General features: G+C 55.3%; 17 protein-coding genes and 1 pseudogene. 11 read left to right on the top strand and 7 right to left on the bottom strand.

Features of this window, described 5'->3' with window-relative positions:
• Nucleotides 1-14 precede the first annotated feature (14 nt).
• Nucleotides 15-176: pseudogene (locus OOZ53_RS20960) on the bottom strand (transposase domain-containing protein); the annotation flags it as partial.
• Nucleotides 177-627: 451 nt separating this feature from the next.
• On the opposite strand from OOZ53_RS20960, the gene OOZ53_RS20955 reads away from it, so the two are divergent.
• The 4 genes from OOZ53_RS20955 to OOZ53_RS20940 all read left to right on the top strand — a co-directional run bounded on the left by OOZ53_RS20955 (nt 628) and on the right by OOZ53_RS20940 (nt 4,353).
• Nucleotides 628-1,560, top strand: coding sequence for a TRAP transporter substrate-binding protein (locus OOZ53_RS20955; RefSeq protein ID WP_271091689.1), 933 nt, complete (start codon nt 628-630; stop codon nt 1,558-1,560).
• Between the two features lie 85 nt (nt 1,561-1,645).
• Nucleotides 1,646-2,275, top strand: a complete 630-nt coding sequence (locus OOZ53_RS20950) for a TRAP transporter small permease subunit (RefSeq protein ID WP_271091688.1) — start codon at nt 1,646-1,648, stop codon at nt 2,273-2,275.
• Nucleotides 2,276-2,278: 3 nt separating this feature from the next.
• Complete coding sequence (locus tag OOZ53_RS20945) at nt 2,279-3,559, top strand: TRAP transporter large permease (RefSeq protein WP_271091687.1); 1,281 nt, start codon at nt 2,279-2,281, stop codon at nt 3,557-3,559.
• 38 nt (nt 3,560-3,597) lie between these two features.
• Nucleotides 3,598-4,353: a maleate cis-trans isomerase family protein gene (locus tag OOZ53_RS20940; RefSeq protein ID WP_271091686.1), complete on the top strand. Its 756-nt coding sequence runs from the start codon at nt 3,598-3,600 to the stop codon at nt 4,351-4,353.
• A gap of 215 nt (nt 4,354-4,568) precedes the next feature.
• Here OOZ53_RS20940 and OOZ53_RS20935 read toward each other — a convergent pair whose 3' ends face one another.
• Genes OOZ53_RS20935 through OOZ53_RS20920 form a run of 4 tightly spaced genes read right to left on the bottom strand, consistent with a single transcriptional unit; the run spans nt 4,569 to nt 9,556 of the window.
• The gene (locus tag OOZ53_RS20935; protein ID WP_271091685.1) at nt 4,569-4,943 is read right to left on the bottom strand and encodes a Rid family detoxifying hydrolase; all 375 of its coding nucleotides are present in this window, start codon (nt 4,941-4,943) and stop codon (nt 4,569-4,571) included.
• Between the two features lie 6 nt (nt 4,944-4,949).
• Entirely contained in the window at nt 4,950-5,882 is a 933-nt protein-coding gene (locus OOZ53_RS20930; protein WP_271091684.1) for a LysR substrate-binding domain-containing protein, read from the bottom strand.
• Between the two features lie 15 nt (nt 5,883-5,897).
• A complete protein-coding gene (locus OOZ53_RS20925; RefSeq protein ID WP_271091683.1) occupies nt 5,898-7,490 on the bottom strand; it encodes a hydantoinase B/oxoprolinase family protein in 1,593 nt (530 codons plus the stop codon).
• Complete coding sequence (locus OOZ53_RS20920) at nt 7,487-9,556, bottom strand: hydantoinase/oxoprolinase family protein (RefSeq protein ID WP_271091682.1); 2,070 nt, start codon at nt 9,554-9,556, stop codon at nt 7,487-7,489. Before OOZ53_RS20920 ends, OOZ53_RS20925 begins: the two co-directional genes overlap by 4 nt.
• A 285-nt stretch (nt 9,557-9,841) precedes the next feature.
• On the opposite strand from OOZ53_RS20920, the gene OOZ53_RS20915 reads away from it, so the two are divergent.
• From OOZ53_RS20915 to OOZ53_RS20890, 6 genes are all read left to right on the top strand, one after another.
• Entirely contained in the window at nt 9,842-11,029 is a 1,188-nt protein-coding gene (locus tag OOZ53_RS20915) for an aminotransferase class V-fold PLP-dependent enzyme (RefSeq protein WP_271091680.1), read from the top strand.
• Entirely contained in the window at nt 11,026-11,238 is a 213-nt protein-coding gene (locus OOZ53_RS20910; protein ID WP_271091679.1) for an HAD family hydrolase, read from the top strand. Before OOZ53_RS20915 ends, OOZ53_RS20910 begins: the two co-directional genes overlap by 4 nt.
• 386 nt (nt 11,239-11,624) lie before the next feature.
• Nucleotides 11,625-12,716 carry an ABC transporter ATP-binding protein gene (locus OOZ53_RS20905; protein WP_271091677.1) on the top strand — a complete coding sequence of 364 codons (1,092 nt, stop codon included), beginning with the start codon at nt 11,625-11,627 and terminating at the stop codon, nt 12,714-12,716.
• Between the two features lie 5 nt (nt 12,717-12,721).
• Entirely contained in the window at nt 12,722-13,603 is an 882-nt protein-coding gene (locus OOZ53_RS20900; protein WP_271091676.1) for an ABC transporter permease, read from the top strand.
• Between the two features lie 56 nt (nt 13,604-13,659).
• Complete coding sequence (locus OOZ53_RS20895; RefSeq protein ID WP_271091750.1) at nt 13,660-14,436, top strand: ABC transporter permease; 777 nt, start codon at nt 13,660-13,662, stop codon at nt 14,434-14,436.
• Nucleotides 14,437-14,440: 4 nt separating this feature from the next.
• On the top strand, nt 14,441-15,937 hold the full coding sequence (locus tag OOZ53_RS20890) for a M81 family metallopeptidase (protein ID WP_271091675.1): 1,497 nt from the start codon (nt 14,441-14,443) through the stop codon (nt 15,935-15,937).
• 2 nt (nt 15,938-15,939) lie between these two features.
• Here OOZ53_RS20890 and OOZ53_RS20885 read toward each other — a convergent pair whose 3' ends face one another.
• Complete coding sequence (locus OOZ53_RS20885) at nt 15,940-16,998, bottom strand: cyclase family protein (protein WP_271091674.1); 1,059 nt, start codon at nt 16,996-16,998, stop codon at nt 15,940-15,942.
• Between the two features lie 148 nt (nt 16,999-17,146).
• Nucleotides 17,147-18,232: an ABC transporter substrate-binding protein gene (locus OOZ53_RS20880; RefSeq protein ID WP_271091673.1), complete on the bottom strand. Its 1,086-nt coding sequence runs from the start codon at nt 18,230-18,232 to the stop codon at nt 17,147-17,149.
• A 188-nt stretch (nt 18,233-18,420) separates the two neighbouring features.
• Between OOZ53_RS20880 and OOZ53_RS20875 the strand changes: the two genes are divergently transcribed.
• A complete protein-coding gene (locus tag OOZ53_RS20875) occupies nt 18,421-19,080 on the top strand; it encodes a GntR family transcriptional regulator (protein ID WP_271091672.1) in 660 nt (219 codons plus the stop codon).
• Nucleotides 19,081-19,113 lie beyond the last annotated feature (33 nt).

The raw sequence follows: 19,113 nt of genomic DNA, 5'->3' as shown, positions 1-19,113 counted from the left end.
GGTTTCGTTGTCAACTATCCACGACATAGGCGCAGTGAGAGCACCACGTAGCTTGCTAAGCTATTGAATAGTTTATCGATCCTGTTGATCTTGTAGTCCGACATGCGAGCGAGCGTATCTGTGAGCCAAGTCTGCGGATCAACATCATTCAGCTTGGCCGTTTCGATAAGCGTATAGGCGAGCCACAACAATCAATGAGCTAACAGTCGCGCGGAGTTGCGCGGCAAGCGCACCTGGACTTTCGGCATTTCATATGCGCTGCACGCATATGCCGCAGAGCCTTTCGCATTTTGATGTATAAGGAACCTTCCTTAGGTTCTTGTTGGGAAGGAGCGATCACAGGCAAGATGGTCGACATTGTACACTGTCGAAAAAGACCTTGGGGACATAGTCGACCTGATAGCTTTTCCCAGACGACAAGTGCGTTGGCCGATAGGCGGTCAGCTCGACGGGGCATCGCACTTGAACAGAATCCAGAAAGGGAGAAGTGAAATGAGAAAACGACCACTCAGGTCTTTGATGGCAATGACAGCCTGTGTTGCAGGGGTGTCTATAGCATCAACCGTTGGAGCAGAGGAAATACCTCCGACCGAGATATCCGTGATTGGGTCTTCAGAATCCACCAACATGCACAAATTTGTTGAGAAGCCATTCTGGACCGAAACCGTGCCGGGCGGATCGGGCGATGCGATCAAAGTCGACTTCAAGGGCTTGCAGACAAGCGGGCTAAAGGGGCCAGAGATCATCAGATTGCTTGGCACTGGAGCCCTTGGGATTGCTCACGGCACATTTACGACCGTCGCGGCCGATGATGAGGTCTTCAACGGAATCGACCTCCCTGGCCTGGCGCACACCATCGAAACCGCCCGCGCCATTTCTGAGGCCTACCGGCCGGTGGTTTCCAAGTCATTGGAAGAAAAGCACGGCTTGAAGCTCTTGGCCGTGCTTCCCTTCACCAGCCAGGTTTTCTTCTGTTCCACGCCCATAAACGGTTTGGAAGACTTTGAGGGAAAGAAGATCCGCGTTTATGGCCGCAGCTTAGCGGAAATGGCCGAAGCCGCGGGTGCGACCGCTGTGACGATCCCCTTCAATGAAGTGGTTCCTGCGCTGCAAACCGGCGTTGTGGATTGTGCGGTCACCGGTATCACGGCCGGCAATACGGCAAAGTGGTACGAAGTTGCCAAGCATCTCTACAATCTGCCGACGGGATGGGCCATCAACTTTTATGCGGCCAACGCCGATAGCTGGAACGCTATGGATCCCGCTGCGCAGGACTATCTCACCAAAGCGATCACGCAGATGGAAGACGACATCTGGACATTCACCGCTGAAGAAAACCAGTTTGGTGTCGCCTGCAACACCGGCCAAGATCCATGCAAATTTGGCGAAAAGGCAGACATGAAGCTGATCGATCTGACCTCTGAGGACAAGGAAAAGCTGAACGCCCTTCTGCTTGACTCCGTCATACCGAGCTGGGCGGAAAGATGTGGTGCGGACTGTACCCGCACGTGGAACGAAACGGTCGGAAAAGTTGTTGGGATGGAACTTTCCGTCAACTGAACGAACAAACCAGACCAGTAATCTGGCACTGGAGACTTGGCGCTGAGATCAAACTTGGCGCCAAGTTCCTTAGGGGGAGGGGCCTATGAGCGGCACAACAATCAGCCAATCACTCGTTGCTACGGTTCGAGGGCTCGAGCGCATAGTCCAAGTCGGCGTTTGGTTCAATGGTGTACTGCTAGTCGGAGTTGCCTTTTTAATTGGCTTCGATGTTCTCTCCAGAAAGTTGCTGGACTTTAGCCTGGGCGGCGCACACGAGATCGGTGGCTACTTCCTGGCTATTTCCTCGGCCTGGGCTGCCTCCTTTACGCTGTTCAAACGCAGCCACATTCGCATGGACGTGGCCTACTCGCGCCTCACTGAGCGAGGCCGCTACGTCCTCGATGTCCTGTCGCTTGTCGCCCTTCTTGCCTTCGTCGCGCTGGTCGCATGGTACGCCAACGCGATGTTCCTGAAGTCTTTCTCACTTGGCTCACGCGCCAACACGCCGCTGCTGACACCACTTTGGATCCCGCAAGGACTTTGGCTGTTGGGATTGGTCGTGTTCTTAATCACGACCTTGGCGGCGATCGTCACAACAGTCTCCGCCATGGTGGGCCTCAAGCTACCTGAACTTGAGCACTTCATCGGCGTTGCATCCACGGACGAGGAGGTTCAGGAGCAGCTTTCCGAAAGCCGATCCCGAGCGCAAGACCTCAACCAATCAAAAGACTGATCCATGCTCGCAACGACGCTCATCCTCCTTCTTGTCCTGTTTGCCCTGAGTATTCCGGTCGCTGCGGCCTTGGGATTGCTCGGCGTCTCCCTGTCCGCGATTTTCAGCTCGTTTCCGCTCCACAGGGCGATCGGCGAGATCTCATGGTCAGCCTCGCAAGAGTTCCTGCTGGTCGCAGTGCCGCTCTATGTTTTCATGGGCGAACTGCTGATGCGCAGCGGCGTCGCCGAGCGTATGTACGCAGCAATCATCAAGTGGTTGGGCTGGTTGCCCGGTGGCTTGATGCATTCGAATGTCGCATCAAGTGCGATGTTCGCTGCGACATCCGGATCAAGCGTCGCGACCGCGGCCACAATTGGCACGCTCGCCATGCCGGAGCAGAAAAAATATGGCTACAACGAGCGGCTCTTCCTTGGATCGCTGGCGGCCGGCGGAACCCTTGGCATTCTGATACCGCCTTCCATCAACATGATCGTCTATGGCGTCCTGGCAGAAGCCTCGATCCCGAAACTCTATCTAGCGGCGTTTATTCCCGGTCTGGTCTTGGCTCTGACATTTATGGGCGCTATCGCCATCGCCTGTATCATCAAGCCAAGCTGGGGCGCGCGCGGGGCTTCATTCACCTGGCGCGAGAAGATTAGCGCCCTCCCGGATCTCGTCCCACCACTTGGTATTTTCATACTTGTTATCGGTTCCATCTATGCCGGTTGGGCGACAGCATCAGAGTCGGCTGCCCTGGGTGTCATCGCGGCGCTCGGTCTGACCGCATATAAGAAGAGGTTGAATTTGAACGTGCTTCAGGCGGCCGTCGAAGGCACGTTTAGAATAACGGGCATGACGATGCTCATCGTGGTCGGCGCATTCTTCCTGAATTTTGTTCTATCAAGCATCGGACTGACCGGACAACTTGTGCAGTTCATTCAGCAACTGGGATGGTCTCCGCTCGGAACCATCCTCGCCATTTGCGTCTTCTACATCATACTGGGATGCTTCATGGACGCATTCTCGGTCATGGTGGTCACGGCACCCGTAATCGTCCCGATTGTTGTCGCTATCGGTTACGATCCCATCTGGTTTGGCGTGATCATGATGCTGCTGACGGAAACCGGGATGATAACGCCGCCGTTTGGCTTCAATCTCTTTGTCATTCAGAGCGTACGCCAAAAGGGGGCCATCAGCGACGTTGCCTATGGCAGTCTACCCTTTGTCGTGGCATTGCTCCTGGTCATTGGCGTTCTCATCGCATTTCCCGGTATTGCGCTGTGGCTTCCGTCGTTCTTGTGACCCGCTTTGTGATAAATTAGTTGTGTCGGAGGCCAAGAATGAGCGAACAGAAAAAGATCACTTCTGGTCCCTACCGCGTCGGGTTGATTCTTCCGTCGATAAACACCCTCACCGAACCGGAATTCTATCGAGCTGTTGTCTCCGGTGTAACGTTTCACAGTGCCCGCATTTTCATGGCTGAGACATCGATTGATGATCTTGAGACCATGAACAGATCCGTCGGTGAAGCCTGTAAACTTCTCTCCTCGACGACACCCGACCTTGTTGTTTATGCCTGCACCAGTGGGAGTTTTGTTGCCGGCACTGACGGGCTGAACGCCTTGATCACTAAGATCAATACTGCAACGGGTTGTCCCGCTGTGGCCACGTCTCACGCCATGCTGGCTGCTCTCTCTCAGTGTGGTGCAACGGAAGTGGCTTTGGTCACACCTTATCTGGACGAGGTGACAAACAGTGAAGAAGCGTTTCTGCGCGACAACGGATTGGATGTCGTCTATTCCAAGGGTCTTGGGAGGTCCGGCAAAGACGTCAGGCCGACGCCCGTCTCGGACGTGGAAAATCTGGTCGAAGAAGCATCACATACCGCAGCCGAAGTGATTTTCGTTAGCTGCACAGATCTGGATTCATTCCGCCATGTCGGCAGATGGGAGAAGCAATTTGGCAAGCAGATACTCACAAGCAACCAGGTCACACTTTGGCAAACATTGAAGAACCTGGAACCAGATCATCGTCCCGGCAACTCGATCTCTATCTTTGATTGGGTGCAAGAACAGCGGCTGTTCCAGTTTGGCTGACCAACAGGGTAAAGACGTCCGCCAGCACAGCGCGAGGTCGATTCGTGGCTGCCCGACGGTGAACCCGGCAGGCCAACCAAGATCATGATCATGTCGACTAAGATGGATCGGATCATTAGAACCCTTATGTCTGCTGGCCCAAAGCAAACCTGTTCTCATATCGACAGGTTCAAGGTCCGTTCAGACCAGGATATGCGCTCGTTAGTCGTTGTTTGTTAGGCCTGCGCTATCGCCTCGATCTCGATATCCACCCCCTTGGGTAGCGCCGATACCTGAACACAGGATCGGGCCGGTTTGTGGCCGGCAAAGAAGTCCGCATAGGCCTCATTCACCTCGGCGAACTGGCCAAGATCCACCAGGAAGATCGTGGTTTTCAAAACCTTCGACTTGTCGCTACCGGCCATTTTGAGGACACTTTCGAGGTTGGAAAGTGCTGCATCGGTCTTTTGTGCAATTGATCCCTCCACCAGACTGCCATCCGCTTTCATGGGCAGGCATCCCGAAACATATATGTTGCCTTGGGCGTCGACCGATGCGTGCGAGTAAGGGCCAACGGCCGTTGGAGCACTGTCTGAGTTGATAAGTTCCATGTTCTGTCATTCCTCTTTGATCAAACGTTCCCAAATGGGGTGGATGTCGACATAGGCGCCTCCGATCTGCACGGCCGTGTCAGCGATCGCGGAGAGCGTTTTTCTGAGATGGAGGTCTTTAAGTTTGGGGTCTGAAACAAGAAATCCGTAAGTCAGATCAATCCGTTCGGCCAGAGGGCGTACGGTCACGCTGTCCCTGTCGGTCGACAAAGCGAGAATAGGATCAGCGATACAGACCCCAAGCCCTCGTGCAACCAATTCGCACGCCAACGGTCCGGTGCTAACTTCGATTTGAGGGAGCAAGGCAACACCGCTGGTCGCGGCAGCGCTGTCGATTTGGGAGCGCAGAAGGGTCGAGGAGCGAAACGAGATCAGTTGCTCCTTTCGGAAGTCGCGAAGCGTGATGAGGCTCTTTTGTGCGAGCTCATGATCTTTCGGGACGACAGCGACCACTCGGGCTTCTACGAATGGCAATGACTTCAGATCCGTCTGGGCGAAGGGAAGGGCGACAACACCCACATCAGCCGATTTGTTCGTGCTCCAAAATCCGACACTGCGCAAACAAAGGTCGACCGCGATCCTGGTTCCGCTCCCTTTGATGATTGTTTCAAGGGCTGTCGGCAACAGCGCTTGGGCGAGAAATGGCTCGACCGCCATTGTCAAGCCACGCGCTCGCTTGTTTCGAATATCTTCGGCGATCGCCGGTATCGCATCGATGCCCTGAAGAGGGGGCTCAATGCCTTTGAGAAATTCGACCGCTTGTTCCGTGGGGACAAGACGTCGCCCGACACGCTCGAACAGTTTCATCTCCAACTCCTTCTCGAGTTGGCCGATCATCCTGCTTATCTGTGGCTGTGTGCGCAGCATGATCTCTTCGGCCCCGGACGCGCTGCCGGTCTTCATAACTGCCCGGAATGCCTGGAGCCAAAGGAGATTCATCGGAAAATTCCACGCTTATATGAGCCCAAATCTTTGATCCTCCTCTTTGGCTTTGGGATCCCTCCTTTCGGGGCTGCCATATCCGCCTCCGCCGGGAGACCTGAAAACAAATGTTTTGTCAGGCGGGAGCGTATGGGTTCCTTTGCCAGCCAAGGGCAGACCATCGGACGTACACAGTGCCCCGTTTGCGCCAGGTTGGCCACCTTCCCTGCCACGCGCGGCATTCTCTATGCGGTCGAACGCCGCAACGAGCGTTAGCGGGTTGCCATCGCACGTCCCAATCTCGATCTCTTGCCCCAAGCCACCCCGATGGCATCCCTCGCCACTGGATCCGATCCGAAGCTCTCGCCTCCAAAAGATGAGCGGCGTTTTTGTTTCCACCATCTCCACCGGAGTGCCGCGCACCGCGCTCGGGAAGGCCGTTGCCGACAGTCCGTCTCTGTGCGGCCTGGCACCAGTGCCGCCATTTGTAACAATTGATGTCGTGAACGGGTTTGACCCGCCACCCTTGAACGTCAATGTCCAGAGGGCAGATGCGCTTTCTGCCGGCAGTTTCCCCGGAATGATCTTGTCGATAGCGCCGAGCACGACGTCTGGCAGTAAGCCGCCAACGATGTGCCGGCATGACACCGGTTGCGGGAAAACAGCATTCACGACCGTGTCCTTAGGTGCGGAGACCCGAATATTCTGAAGCGTCCCGTGATTGTTCGGAACGTCCGACGCCAACGCACACAAGACCGCATAGCTCGAGTACGCTGCGGCGTATCCGAGAGGCACATTGATTCCAAACTTTGAGGCCGATGATGTCCCATCCCACTTCACCTCGACATGGTCTATGTGAATGGAAACGGTCGCAACTAGATCCAGCTTCTCATCATATCCATCGATCGTCATTTGATGGGTTGAGGTCGTGCCGGCATGCGGACGGATAGCTTCCTGGAACGCTTTGTCCGTGTGTTCGATGATGTGCTCTCCGATCAGTTCCAGATCGGACAGGCCGACTTCCTCAAACATCTCTTTGAGTCGGCGATCGCCCCACGCGTTGCAGGCGATCAGCGCATGGATGTCACCCTCGATCTCGTCGGGAAGGCGCGAGTTTTGCCTTGCAATCTGCACGATGGCTTCGTTGAGTTTTCCTTGTTCGACAATCTTTACTGGAGGAATGCGCGTGCCTTCCATGAAGATGTCCAAACCGTCCGGGCTAAGACCGATTCCGCCGACGTCAGTCATATGACCAGTGCAGGCAAAAAAACCGATCAGGTTCTGGTTGGCAAAAATCGGGGTTACAACGACATAGTCATTCAGGTGGCCGGTTCCGATCCAGGGATCGTTTGTCGCCAAGACATCGCCATCTGACAATTCATCAATGGGAAAGAATGTCAGGAACTTTCCTACAGATTCTGCCATTGTGTTGATGTGTCCTGGCGTTCCGGTTCTGGCTTGCGCGAGCATACAACCCGAGGCGTCGAAAACTCCCGCCGAAAGATCGCCAGATTCGCGAACGATGGGGCTGAACGCCGTTTTCATAAGCGCGCGCGCCTGATCCTCAACAATGGCGATCAATCGCTCCCAGACCACCTGCTTTTTCAGCGGCGATAGTTCCATCATTTTTCCTCCCTCGCGGTGAGCATCAAGTGACCACCTGCCAAAATGGACAGATCAAATCCGCGTGGAGCCACAGTGGTAGTCTGATCCTCTCGCACCAGGGCCGGGCCCGCGGCGACGTCGCCCACTTTGATTGCCGACCTTTCGAGCACTTTGGCAGGCTGGAAGGTTTCCGAGTTCGCGTCGAACAATTCAGATATCTCTGGTTCCGCGCTCCCTGAGCTTGATTTGAAACCCTGCTTCTTTCGGCTTGAGATATCGACGGAAACTCGTACACGGACTGATACGACCTCGATTTCCGTATTTGGAAGAAGCCTACCAAACAGGTCTTTGTATCGCTTCTCAAACGCGCGTTTGAGCTCTTGACGATTCAGGGTTTCGGGGAGTTCGATTTCGACCTCATGCCCCTGGCCGATATATCGCAGATCCATGAAAGCGCGTTTATTTGCCTCCTCGTTGACACCGACTTCCAGCAGCGCAGATCGAATACGGTCTTCCGCTATGTCCTCCGCCTCGGACACGCGAGATGGATCAAACGCACTCAATAATCCGGGCGTACTTACGGCAACATCAAAGGCGACAGGCGCGTGCAAAAATCCGACAGCCGATCCGACCCCGGCTGCCGTCGGGATGACCAAACGCTTTATGCCAAGCTTTTGCGCTATACGGGCCGCGTGCAGGGGGGCGGCCCCGCCGAAGGCAATCATCGTGTGGCTGGATAAATCCCGGCCGAGCTCCGCCGCATGCGCGCGTGCGGCGTTTGACATCGTTTCATCCACAATCTCAGTGATACCGAATGCGGCCTCAATGTTGGACACGCCTTGTTTCGTAGCGATGTGCTCTTGAACGGCATCCGACGAATGTGACCTGCTCAATTGAATCTCGCCTCCCGCAAATCGTTCGCCATCGATCTTTCCAAGAAGTAGGTCTGCGTCTGTGATTGTCGGCGCAACGCCACCCAGCCCGTAGCAAGCTGGTCCCGGCGAGGACCCGGCACTCTCGGGTCCAACGATGATCCGCTTCATCGCATCCACACGAGCGATCGAACCGCCACCGGCTCCGATCTCGACGAGTTCGACGACGGGTGCGCGGAGCGGTAGACCGCTGCCCGGCATGAACCGTTCGGTGCGATCAACCTCAAACAGCCGCGTCACGTTAGGCTGCCCGTCCTCAAGAAAGCAGATCTTCGCTGTTGTCCCGCCCATGTCGAAGGACATGACGTGGCTTGCTCCTATTTCCGCGGAAATCTTAGAGGCGAGAACCGCGCCACCGGCCGGCCCGGATTCGATCAATTGGATGGGCGCATCGATCGCGTGGGATACCGGGATCAGACCTCCGGAAGACGCCATAATTAGAATCGGGCACCGAAGACCAAGTCCGGCCAGATGCCTGCCCAGGCGAGACAAGTAATTTGTGATGACCGGTTTCACATAGGCGTTTAAGCAAACCGTGGAGAACCGCTCGTACTCACGGATCTCCGGGCATATCTCACTCGACAACGACACAGGAAGGTCCGGGAGCCGAGATGCAAAAAAGTTTTGAGCGAAACGCTCGTGAACGGGGTTGAGATAGGAGTGCAGAAAGCCAATGGCTAAACTTTCGATCGCCCCAGCCGCTATTTGTGGAACGAGCGCCTCGAGTTCATCCGTGTCTAACGGCTTTAATATTGTCCCATCAGCCGCAATACGCTCGGTCAGCGTGAAACGGCGTTCGCGTGTTGCGATAGGCACAGGCTTGGTGAGATTGAGGTCCATCGGGTTGTGGCGATTCTCGTATCCGATTTCGAGCACATCCCGAAAGCCGGCCGTTGTCAGAAACCCGATTTTTGCCCCCTTTCTCTCCAGAACGGCATTTGTCGCAAGGGTTGTTCCATGCAAGAACAGATCAATGTCGGCGAAGGACTTGCCCAATTTTGAAAGCAAACGAGCCACCCCTTCGACAATTCCCTGTTCCGGTGCAGCGTGATCGGTGAGCAGCTTGTAGCCACTGATCCCGTCCGTCGACTCAACAACAATGTCTGTAAACGTTCCTCCAACGTCCACCGACACTCTCAATTGATCTTGCATCATCACCCCATCTACGCAGGTCTTGTGCACACCCTGATCTGCGGCGCGCCCTTAACCTCCCAAACTACATCGGAGCAAAGCCTCTCCCAAATGAGAATTGCGGGGCGCTAAATGCGGTTCGTGCATGAGGGTGATCCCTGACCTCTGCCCTGGCTCATCTTTCGCCGTCAGTTTCAGTGCAGAAATGAAGATTTATGCATAAGGCGCCCCAAACTATGAATTAGGCGGATGAGATATGGCGTGACACGTTTTGGGAAGGAGAAAACAGGATTAGAGGGTGCGAATACTATGGAAGTGGCATCGGTTGAGGACCACTCTGCATTGGGCACCTTTGAGGAGGTCGCTGAACTCTTTCCCATAGCGGGGCTTCGCAGCTATCTGAACAACGCGTCCATAGGGCCGATGTCCACTCCCGTAATCGAGGCGGTCAATGGGTTCTTGGAAGATGTGCGGGACCATGGAAGAAACAATTACCCGCACTGGTGCGACTATGCGGAGACACAGATTAAATCGCGGATTGCGCGACTGATAGGATGCCATCGATCAGAAATCGCATTCGTAAAGAACACGACCGAAGGCTTATGCAATGTTGCGAACGGGCTGTCCTGGAGAAGCGGTGACAACGTTGTCCTGCCTGATCGCGAATACCCTTCCAACGTCTATTGCTGGACGCATCTTGAGCGCCACGGGGTTGAGGTCAGGTGGGCCAGGTCTCAAGACGGCCGCTATCCCGTCGATGCCGTTCGTGATGCAATCAACGAGCGAACCCGGATTGTTTCCATAAGCCCGGTTCAATTCTCCACTGGGTTCCGCCACGATCTTGCTTTGACCAGTGAGCTTTGCCGTCAAAAAGGCGTTCTGCTTAATCTCGATGCCATTCAATGGGTTGGATCGATGGCATTGGACCTGAGCCAGTATCACGTCGACTTCATGTCAGCCGGAGGACACAAATGGCTGCTCGCACCAATCGGCACTGGTATTTTCTACTGCAACCAATCTGCACTGGATCAGCTGAGGCCTCCCAATGTTGGCTATCACAGCACGGATAAGGGCGAAGCGCATCTGGACTATGGCCTCGTCTATCGCGATGGCGCCGCTCGATTTGAGGAGGCGCTCGCCAACTTCCCAGGCATTTGGGGATTGGATGCAGCCGTAAAGCTCCAGTTGTCAATCGGTAGCGAACGCATCGAGCAGCACATCCTCGGTCTTGTAGATGACGCGGCCGAGCGTCTACAGGAATTGGGCTTTGACACTCTCAGGTCCCCGGTTCGCTCAGAACGATCTGGCCTTCTGTGTTTCTCCCGTTCGGGTATCGATTTGGCAAGAGTGGAGAACGGTCTGAGAGATGCTGGTGTTGATCTCGCAATCCGTGACGGGCGGTTTAGAATTTCTCCGAGCTACTTCAACAGAACCTCCGATATTGATCGGCTCATTGAGGCTCTGCGTAATCTTACAGGCATGCGGCCAGCAAAATGAAAACGGCACCGGAGCGATGCATCGTCATCGAAGATAGCACCGCCGGCGTGGAGGCCGCCGTTGCAGCCGGCATGCAGCCGATTGGCTTCGTTGGCGGAGCTCACTGCGACGACAATCATACCGAACGACTTCAGCATGCAGGCGCGCCGATCGTGATCGACCGGTTTGAAGACCTTCTGAAAACGGTCCCGACCGCTTTTTGTTCTTGAGGAACGCCTTGCCGGATCTTGGGTTCTCCAATTCGGCAATTTGTTTGCGATACGCGATACCAAGCTGACGTGCCGTTGCGCCCTTCGAAAACCGGCGAACCGTATTGTCTGCAACCTTTACGGCTCGTTTGGCGGCTGGACCCAAGGTGCTCGGGTTCAGCCCCTTCTGTTGCCAGGTAAGATTCGGTTTTGCGACGGGTCATTTTAACGCCGGCGCACTGTTTGTGCAGGTCTTCCTGGTACTGGCCGTTGCTTCAGGCAGCCCCAGTCAAAGCAAAAGAGCGTTCATGGTTGACAAGTGAAGGAATTATGATGTTTGATGTATCAAAATATGGAGATGGCTTCTTTTTGGAGAACATGTCCTGAGTCAATGGAGTCATCAAGCGTTGGGTCAATCTGTTGAGATCAAAGACGTCTGGAAGTCATTTGGTGGTTTTGACGCGGTGCGCAGCGCCACCGTGAAAATTCAAGCTGGCGAATTTCTGTCTCTGTTGGGGCCGTCGGGCTCCGGCAAATCGACCCTCCTGATGATGGTCGCCGGCTTCTTGCAGCCGACGTCCGGCAAGATCCTGATCGGCGATGAAGATGTAACGGCCGTGCCGGCAAACAGGCGCGGCATTGGTATGGTGTTTCAGAAATACGCCCTTTTTCCGCATATGACCGTGTTCGAAAACATCGCTTTTCCATTGAAAATGCGAAAACTTCGCCGGTCTGAGATCGAATCTCGCGTAGGGCAAGCGCTCGACCTTGTGAAGTTGAGGGATTTGGGCTCGAGATTGCCAATCCAACTCTCAGGCGGACAGCAACAAAGGGTGGCTGTCGCCCGTGCGTTGGTGTTCGAGCCGCCGGTCTTGCTCATGGATGAGCCGCTGGGTGCTTTGGATAAAAAACTTCGCGAAGAGATGCAATTCGAGATCAAGAATCTCCAGCAATCACTTGGTGTTACAATGGTGTACGTCACCCATGATCAAGAAGAAGCACTCACCATGTCCGACCGTGTCGCGGTTATGAATCATGGTGAAATGCAGCAAATAGCAGACCCCAAAACCCTGTATAGGGAGCCCGGTTCTCCTTTTGTGGCAGACTTTGTTGGCAAAATGAACCTGATCGAGGTGACGTATGTCGACCAGACGGCATCGGGAGCGCTTCTCAAGACAGCCGGGGGAAACAGGTTTTCCATCCAAAATCTGGCGGTGTCGACACCCGACCCCGAACGTCCGATGAAAATAGCTGCGAGGCCGGAGACAATCGCATTGTCGAGGCGCAACGAGACGAGCGGGACCCTGCTCGAAGGCACCATACATCAATGTGTTTTCATGGGCTCGATGACCATGGTTCAGGTCATTGTAGGGCCCGAAGACGAGGTTGTTTATGTGCAGACCGAAGCAGATGCGTCCTACAAACCCGGCGAGGTCGCTTACCTCGAATTCGATGGTTCAAGGACTTCGCTCTTTGCGCATGGCCCGGATGAGAATTAAGAGACATGTCGATCAAGGAACCACACAATGCCGGTCGTTCAGATAGTCGGATTCTATACGGCGCGGGTATGTCATGGTCTTTGATATTGCCTTGGCTCGGGCTTTTGGTTGTCGGGTTTGCCTATCCTGTATTCAAGTTGCTGTCTGGCAGCTTTTTCGATGACGGCTTCACACTGGTACACTACCAGCGCGCGGTAACGGAGCCGCTTTACACCGCGGTGTTGCTAAGAACCCTCCGTATTGCGCTCATCGTGACGGTTTGCGCGCTCCTTGTCGGATACCCAATCGCATATGCAATATCCAAGCTGGTCCGGCCTTGGTCAATGGTTGTTGCGGCCTGTGTCCTCATCCCGTTTTGGACGAGTATCCTGGTGAGATCGTATGCCTGGATTGTCCTGTTGCAGCGTAAGGGCCTGATCAACACACTCTTGATTGACCTCGGAGTGACCTCGGAGCCGTTGCGTCTGCTTTATACAGAGTTTGCGGTCATACTCGCCATGACACATGTCCTGCTGCCGTTCCTCATCCTGCCAGTCTACGGTGCCCTCAAGACCATACCGGCCGACTTGCCGATGGCCGCGTACAATTTGGGCGCTACGCCCATCAAGGTGTTCTGGAAAGTCGTTTTCCCACTCAGCTTGCCCGGGGTGTTCGCTGGCTGCCTGATCACATTCATTCTGGCTTTGGGATTCTATATCACCCCGGCTTTGGTGGGCGGTCCGAATTCTCTCATGATGGCGACACTCATCGGGCAGCAAACCACGCAAGTATTGAATTGGCCGTTTGCTGGGGCGCTGGCAACAATACTCTTGATCACGACGGTGGTTTTGGCGGTGATGTTCCGCACTCTGTTGGCAAAGAATAGAGGATTCAGCAGTGGCATCTGATTGGCACAAGGCGCGAGGGAACACGACTAAGCGGGACCAAGGTTGTGCGTACTAGTATTGCAGCAAAGATCCTTTTCGCGAGCTTCATTGCGTTGGCTCTGTTTCTAATGGTCCTTCCCACATTGATTGTTTTTCCGATGTCGGTCGGGACGTCCAACTATTTGGAATTTCCACCCAAAGGGTTCACGCTGGACTGGTTTGTGGCCTATTTCGGCGACGAAGAGTGGATGGGCGCGACCTGGTTCAGTCTCAAAGTTGCGTGCGCGACCACCCTGGCAGCGACCGCGATCGGAACAATGGCGTCGATCGCCCTGGTTCGAGGCCGACTGCCCGGCAAGTCGCTGATCTATGCGCTAACGCTCAGCCCGATGATCATTCCGCATATTGTAATTGCCGTTGCACTCTATCTTTTCTTCGCGCCTTTGCGTCTGACGGGAAACTTCTATGGTTTTCTGATCGCGCACACGCTTCTGGCGGTTCCGTTCGTGGTGCTGACCGTCTCGGCCGCGCTCCAGAGATTTGACCCGATGCTGGAACTTGCCGCGCAAAGCTGCGGCGCAAACAGCATTCAGACATTCTATCATGTGATGCTTCCTGGAATCGTACCAGGCGTCGCTGCTGGCGCGGTGTTCGCCTTCCTGACATCGTTCGATGAAGCGACTGTCGCTTTCTTCATTTCCGGACTGGAGGGCAAGACCATCACCCGAAAGATGTTCGAAGACATTGATTTCAACCTGACGCCGATCATCGCAGCGGTGTCGACGGTGATTGTCGGCGCTTCTCTGCTTCTGATGACGGCCGTACATTTTTTGCAAAACCGGCAGCGCGGCTAAATCAATGGCACGCGTTTATCTGGGCGGGATGTTTCATGAAGCAAACAGCTTCAGCACTCTTGCCACGGAATTGGACAATTTCACCATTGTCGCCGGCGATGATCTGGCGGCGAAGCTTGCAAGTTCCAACACGGGATTGGCCGCTGCGGCACAACTTCTGTGGAGCCGAGGCCATGAATTGGTGCATGGGTTTTCCGCCGTTGCAGCGCCGGGCGGCCCGATCACGGATAATGCATACCAGGAACTGAAGCGCCGCTTTCTCATGGAAATAGGCGTTTGCGAACCGGACGCCGTCTACCTTGATCTGCATGGTGCGATGATGTCGACGTCACTTGACGACATGGAGGGTGATCTTTTGTCGGCGATTCGTGCGACGGTTGGAGCAGACATTCCCATTGCCGCCGACCTGGACCTGCACGGCCACGTTACGCCCAGGATGCTCGAAAAAGCGGACATCCTGATTGCTTGCAAGGAAAACCCGCATACCGATTATGACTTGGCCGGCGCCAAGGCGAGCGGTTTGCTGCACGATATGCTGACCTCGCGAGCCGCGATCGTTTCATCCGCGGCTTGGGTTCCGCTGCTTGTGGGCGCCGGCCTTGAGACCGCATCGGACCCCCTCAGGAAAATTCACGCTCGGGCTCGTAAGTTGGAAAGCGAAAACGCGCGGATCCACGACATCTCGATCTTCAACACGACCTCCCTGGTGGACGCCGCGCATACCGGCCAATGCGTGACCATCATGCATGCGCCAGAACAAAAACGCGCGGTGTCCCACGCGCTTGAGCAACTTTCCGGCCTCATCTGGGAATCAAGGCACGACTTCTCGCCGAACTTCGTGGCTCTGCCGGAGATCCTGCGAAGAATACGACAGTCATCGGCCAACGAGCCCGTCATCGTCGGCGATCAAGGCGATCGCGTTCTGGCGGGCGCCCCCGGCGACGGCACCTACATCGCGCGGGTGATGGTTGAGCAGGCTCGCGATGTGCGCGCCGTCATACCGATGACCGACCCCGACACCGTCGATGCCGCGCGGGTCGCCGGGGAGGGTGCCATTCTCGAAAGAGCGATCGGTGGGGGGCTGTCACGGGGGACGCAATCGTTGGAGGCGGCGTGGGCGGTAAACAGACTCGGGGACGGTGAGTTCATAAACAAAGGACCGTTCATGGCGAACGAGCCATCCAGCCTGGGGCCGACCGCTGTGTTGCAGTCTAACAACCTGACGGTCTTGGCGACATCGAAGCCGGGTTTCACGCAAGATCCGGCGGCTTTCGAGAGCCAAGGGGTCCGGCTCAACGACTTCGATCTGGTCGTAACGAAATCGGGCTATCACTTCAAACTGTCGTTCGCCGATGTCGGACCGTGCATCGTCGCCGACACGCCCGGCGTCTCGAACTACGTCGCCGGCACGCTACCCTTCCGCAAGAGAACGGATGTGTATCCCGAGAACGACGAGATCGGCGCGCGAGACATTCGATATTGGCGCAAAAGCACCGCGTAGGTTCAAACCGTCGCGACAGGCGTGACCGGCGACCCGAACGCGCGCGGCAGGCGCAGCGGGGGGCATGTCAGAAAGAATCTGTTGCGTGAATTTTCCTTCAGCCAGTTTCTCAGCTCGGTCAGATACCACAGCTCTCCCAAGGGGATGCCGAGCTTGAAAAGACAATGCTCGTGGAGCGGCAACCCCGCGCAGGGTTTGGACTGCGCCGGACCTATATTGGGATAGGCTTCCACGGCAACGTTGTCGGCTGCGATCGCAGCAACGCCGGATTTGTCGATCCAATCGCAAAGTCGAGCATCTCTGCCGTCAAGGCTTGGATACCGCCTTGGGTCCACATCCACCGATTTGTCATGCGTGCTTCTGGCGAGCGCGTCGCCAAACCCGGTATGGAAACAGAGGATGTCGCCGGATCCTACCGTAATTTTTTCCTCGTCGACAATGGCTGCTACCTGCGCAAAGCCGACAAGCAATTCGCGATTTCCCACGCGTCCGGCCAGGTCAATCATGATCCCTCTTCCCTGCATTGTGTGTTGAGCCATGACATCAACCGACAGTGCATGTGCGCCAGCTAGTCCGGAATCGTCACGCGGGCTCACCACGTCGGTGCCCGCGCGATACCCGTTGTAATAAACCGGCCTCGGGATCCCGTCCCCTTCGACATCAAAAGCGCTGCCGACATGGGCAAGCGCGTCCCATTGAGTGGAGTATTGCGTCGAGATCGTGAACTGGTCGTCCGAGACGATGTCCGTGTATCTGGGGTCTTCGTTTCGCAGCGGATAATTCACGTTAACCTGGCCGTTTGCCCGTTGCGCAAAATGTTGCACAGGTCTTTTTCTCAACTCGGAGAAACCTGTTTCGGGAACGTCCAAAGGCAGGCTCAGGCAGAAACTCTTTCCGGACCTGATCTCCCTTGCAGCCCGCAGCCTGCAAGCATCGTCGATAAGGTTCAGTCTCCCAAGCTGGTCATCGGCGCCGAATTCGCCCCAGTTTGAACCCTCGGGCCTGTGCTTCCATCTCATATCGGTGCTCTTTGTTTGGGTTGAGCCGTCGTCTCCCTGCATCGCGGCCCGTAGGGAATCGAGACTGCAGAGCCCATACCCTCCGGGTTGCCATTAGGCTAACACAACCAGTCGAATGGTGCGGACACACCACGAAAAAGGCCCGAAGGAGATCATCCTTCGGGCCCATCAGTTGTGACGACAATACCCGTCAGTTAGCCAACCAGGTATTCCAGCGCTCTAGGATCGCCTCGTGGTTATCTGCAAGGTACTTGTAGTCGACCGGGAGGATTCCGCCTACATTGTCCGGATGGCCGGGCTGGTCCACCTGTTCTTCCGGTTTGAAAAATTCGACTGCCGACTTGGTTGCCGGCGAGATTGAGCCTGCGACGGTGAAGTTGTACTGCGCTTGTGGGTTGTCATAGAGCCAGTTTAAGAACTTGAGCGCGACGTCCTTGTGCGGCCCGTCCTTGAAGACAACCCAGTGCGCCTCATTGAGCGTTGCACCATCCCACAGAGGTTTCAGCGGCACTCCCTCCTGCTTCAGGAAAGCTAGTCTCGTTCCCCAGATCATGCCGAACGTGACTTCTTCCTCGCGGAAAGCACGCTGAATTTGGTCTCCGGAGTTCCACCACAGTTGTATCTGGGGTTTGATTTCATCGAGCTTTGCAAAAGCACGATCGAGATCCAACGGAAAGAGATCTTCTTTGCTCACGCCATCCGCTGTCAGAGCGCCGACCAGGACCCTCCAGGGCGATCCGAAGTTCTGAAGCGCGCGGGGCCCGGGATATGTCTCGACATCCCAGAAATCCTTCCATGTCGTAGGATATGAAGCTCCGAAGGCATCGGTGTTGACAGTCAGCTGCGTTGAGCCGACGCCAACGAGCACGCCGTATTCGGCGCAGGTCGTGGGCAATCCATCCGTGTAGGCCTTGGGTACCTTCGCACAGTTTTCGCCTAGATTTTCCAGGAACTTGGTGCGTGCGGGATTGAAGATGTCACCCGCGCCGGATTCCATCAGGTCCCATTCAAAATTGCCGGCATTGGTCATTGCCTCGATCTTGGCCCAACGCTCGCCAATTGAGCCCGATACGAACACCACCTTGATTCCCGTTTCTTCCGTGAAGGGATCAAAAATGTGTTCCTTCATAAGATTTTGATAGCTGCCGCCCGTAGCCGCCATCACCAGAACGTCGTCCTCGGCGCGCACATCGGTTGGCGCAAAGGCCGTTCCCAGCGCCAAGGAAAACGCGGCAGCGCTTATGCCGACAAGCTGATGTTTGCCAATCCAGATCATGTCATTTATCCTCCCATTCAATTTTGATGTATCAAATATTATACATCGAAAATTGTCAAGAGAGGCACTTGCGTGGGATTGGTTTTTGAGCGCGGGCCGGTCGCAAGTGTGTTGATGTATCAAAAATCATAGTTTACCGTTCCACGCGGTGATCATGGCTGTTGAAAGCAACGACAAGAAACTCAGAGATGTCCACAATTAGACCGGTAAAGCGCGAAAACAGCCTCAGTGCTCGAGTTTATCTGGAGCTACGACGCGCTTTGATGACCGGTGTCTACAAACCCGGCGAAAAGGTCACGATCCGCGCGATCGCCGACGCTGCGCAGGTAAGCTTCACTCCGGCCCGGGAAGCGGTCGGCAGACTGATTATTGAAGGAGCTCTCGAATATGAGGGACCAAAAACCGTCGTGGTGCCGGTTCTGAATCGCCATGCGCTGGAGGAGGTCACCGCCATACGTAAACGCTTGGAGCCTCTGGTTACAGATCTCGGTGCGCAAAGGTTATCAAAACCTCAGGTCTCGCAACTGCACAGGATCCAAAACCGTCTCGAGAAATCAATGAACCGGGGAAACTTTCGAGAAGTGTTGAGACAAAACGAGGAGTTTCACTTTTTGATCTACCGTTGCAGCGGCTTCATGTACGCGGTTCAAATGATCGAGTCGTGTTGGATGCGCATAGGGCCGTCTCTCAACCTTCTTTATCCGGAATTCTCGATTAGCAGGGCAGGTATCAGCAATCACAACGCCCTGCTGGCAGCGCTTGAAGCAGAGAAGCCATTCGAGGCTTCCAACTGGATCACATCCGACATTGAAGCCGGATACGCACGGCTGTCCGAACTCATCGCTTGATGAAGGCCCCGATTGGTGCTTTTATTTCTATAA

Source organism: Allohoeflea poritis (genome assembly GCF_027889715.1).
Taxonomy (GTDB): Bacteria; Pseudomonadota; Alphaproteobacteria; order Rhizobiales; family Rhizobiaceae; genus Hoeflea_A; species Hoeflea_A poritis.
This window is presented reverse-complemented; position numbering and strand designations above follow the sequence as displayed.

Excerpts from the sequence above, each read along its gene's own strand:
- OOZ53_RS20915 (WP_271091680.1), top strand. The coding sequence starts at position 9,842 with ATGGAAGTGGCATCGGTTGAGGACCACTCTGCATTGGGCACCTTTGAG.
- OOZ53_RS20955 (WP_271091689.1), top strand. The coding sequence starts at position 628 with ATGCACAAATTTGTTGAGAAGCCATTCTGGACCGAAACCGTGCCGGGC.
- OOZ53_RS20950 (WP_271091688.1), top strand. The coding sequence starts at position 1,646 with ATGAGCGGCACAACAATCAGCCAATCACTCGTTGCTACGGTTCGAGGG.
- OOZ53_RS20875 (WP_271091672.1), top strand. The coding sequence starts at position 18,421 with ATGTCCACAATTAGACCGGTAAAGCGCGAAAACAGCCTCAGTGCTCGA.
- OOZ53_RS20880 (WP_271091673.1), bottom strand. The coding sequence starts at position 18,232 with ATGATCTGGATTGGCAAACATCAGCTTGTCGGCATAAGCGCTGCCGCG.
- OOZ53_RS20890 (WP_271091675.1), top strand. The coding sequence starts at position 14,441 with ATGGCACGCGTTTATCTGGGCGGGATGTTTCATGAAGCAAACAGCTTC.
- OOZ53_RS20910 (WP_271091679.1), top strand. The coding sequence starts at position 11,026 with ATGAAAACGGCACCGGAGCGATGCATCGTCATCGAAGATAGCACCGCC.
- OOZ53_RS20925 (WP_271091683.1), bottom strand. The coding sequence starts at position 7,490 with ATGATGGAACTATCGCCGCTGAAAAAGCAGGTGGTCTGGGAGCGATTG.
- OOZ53_RS20920 (WP_271091682.1), bottom strand. The coding sequence starts at position 9,556 with ATGATGCAAGATCAATTGAGAGTGTCGGTGGACGTTGGAGGAACGTTT.
- OOZ53_RS20930 (WP_271091684.1), bottom strand. The coding sequence starts at position 5,882 with ATGAATCTCCTTTGGCTCCAGGCATTCCGGGCAGTTATGAAGACCGGC.
- OOZ53_RS20940 (WP_271091686.1), top strand. The coding sequence starts at position 3,598 with ATGAGCGAACAGAAAAAGATCACTTCTGGTCCCTACCGCGTCGGGTTG.
- OOZ53_RS20885 (WP_271091674.1), bottom strand. The coding sequence starts at position 16,998 with ATGCAGGGAGACGACGGCTCAACCCAAACAAAGAGCACCGATATGAGA.
- OOZ53_RS20945 (WP_271091687.1), top strand. The coding sequence starts at position 2,279 with ATGCTCGCAACGACGCTCATCCTCCTTCTTGTCCTGTTTGCCCTGAGT.
- OOZ53_RS20935 (WP_271091685.1), bottom strand. The coding sequence starts at position 4,943 with ATGGAACTTATCAACTCAGACAGTGCTCCAACGGCCGTTGGCCCTTAC.
- OOZ53_RS20900 (WP_271091676.1), top strand. The coding sequence starts at position 12,722 with ATGTCGATCAAGGAACCACACAATGCCGGTCGTTCAGATAGTCGGATT.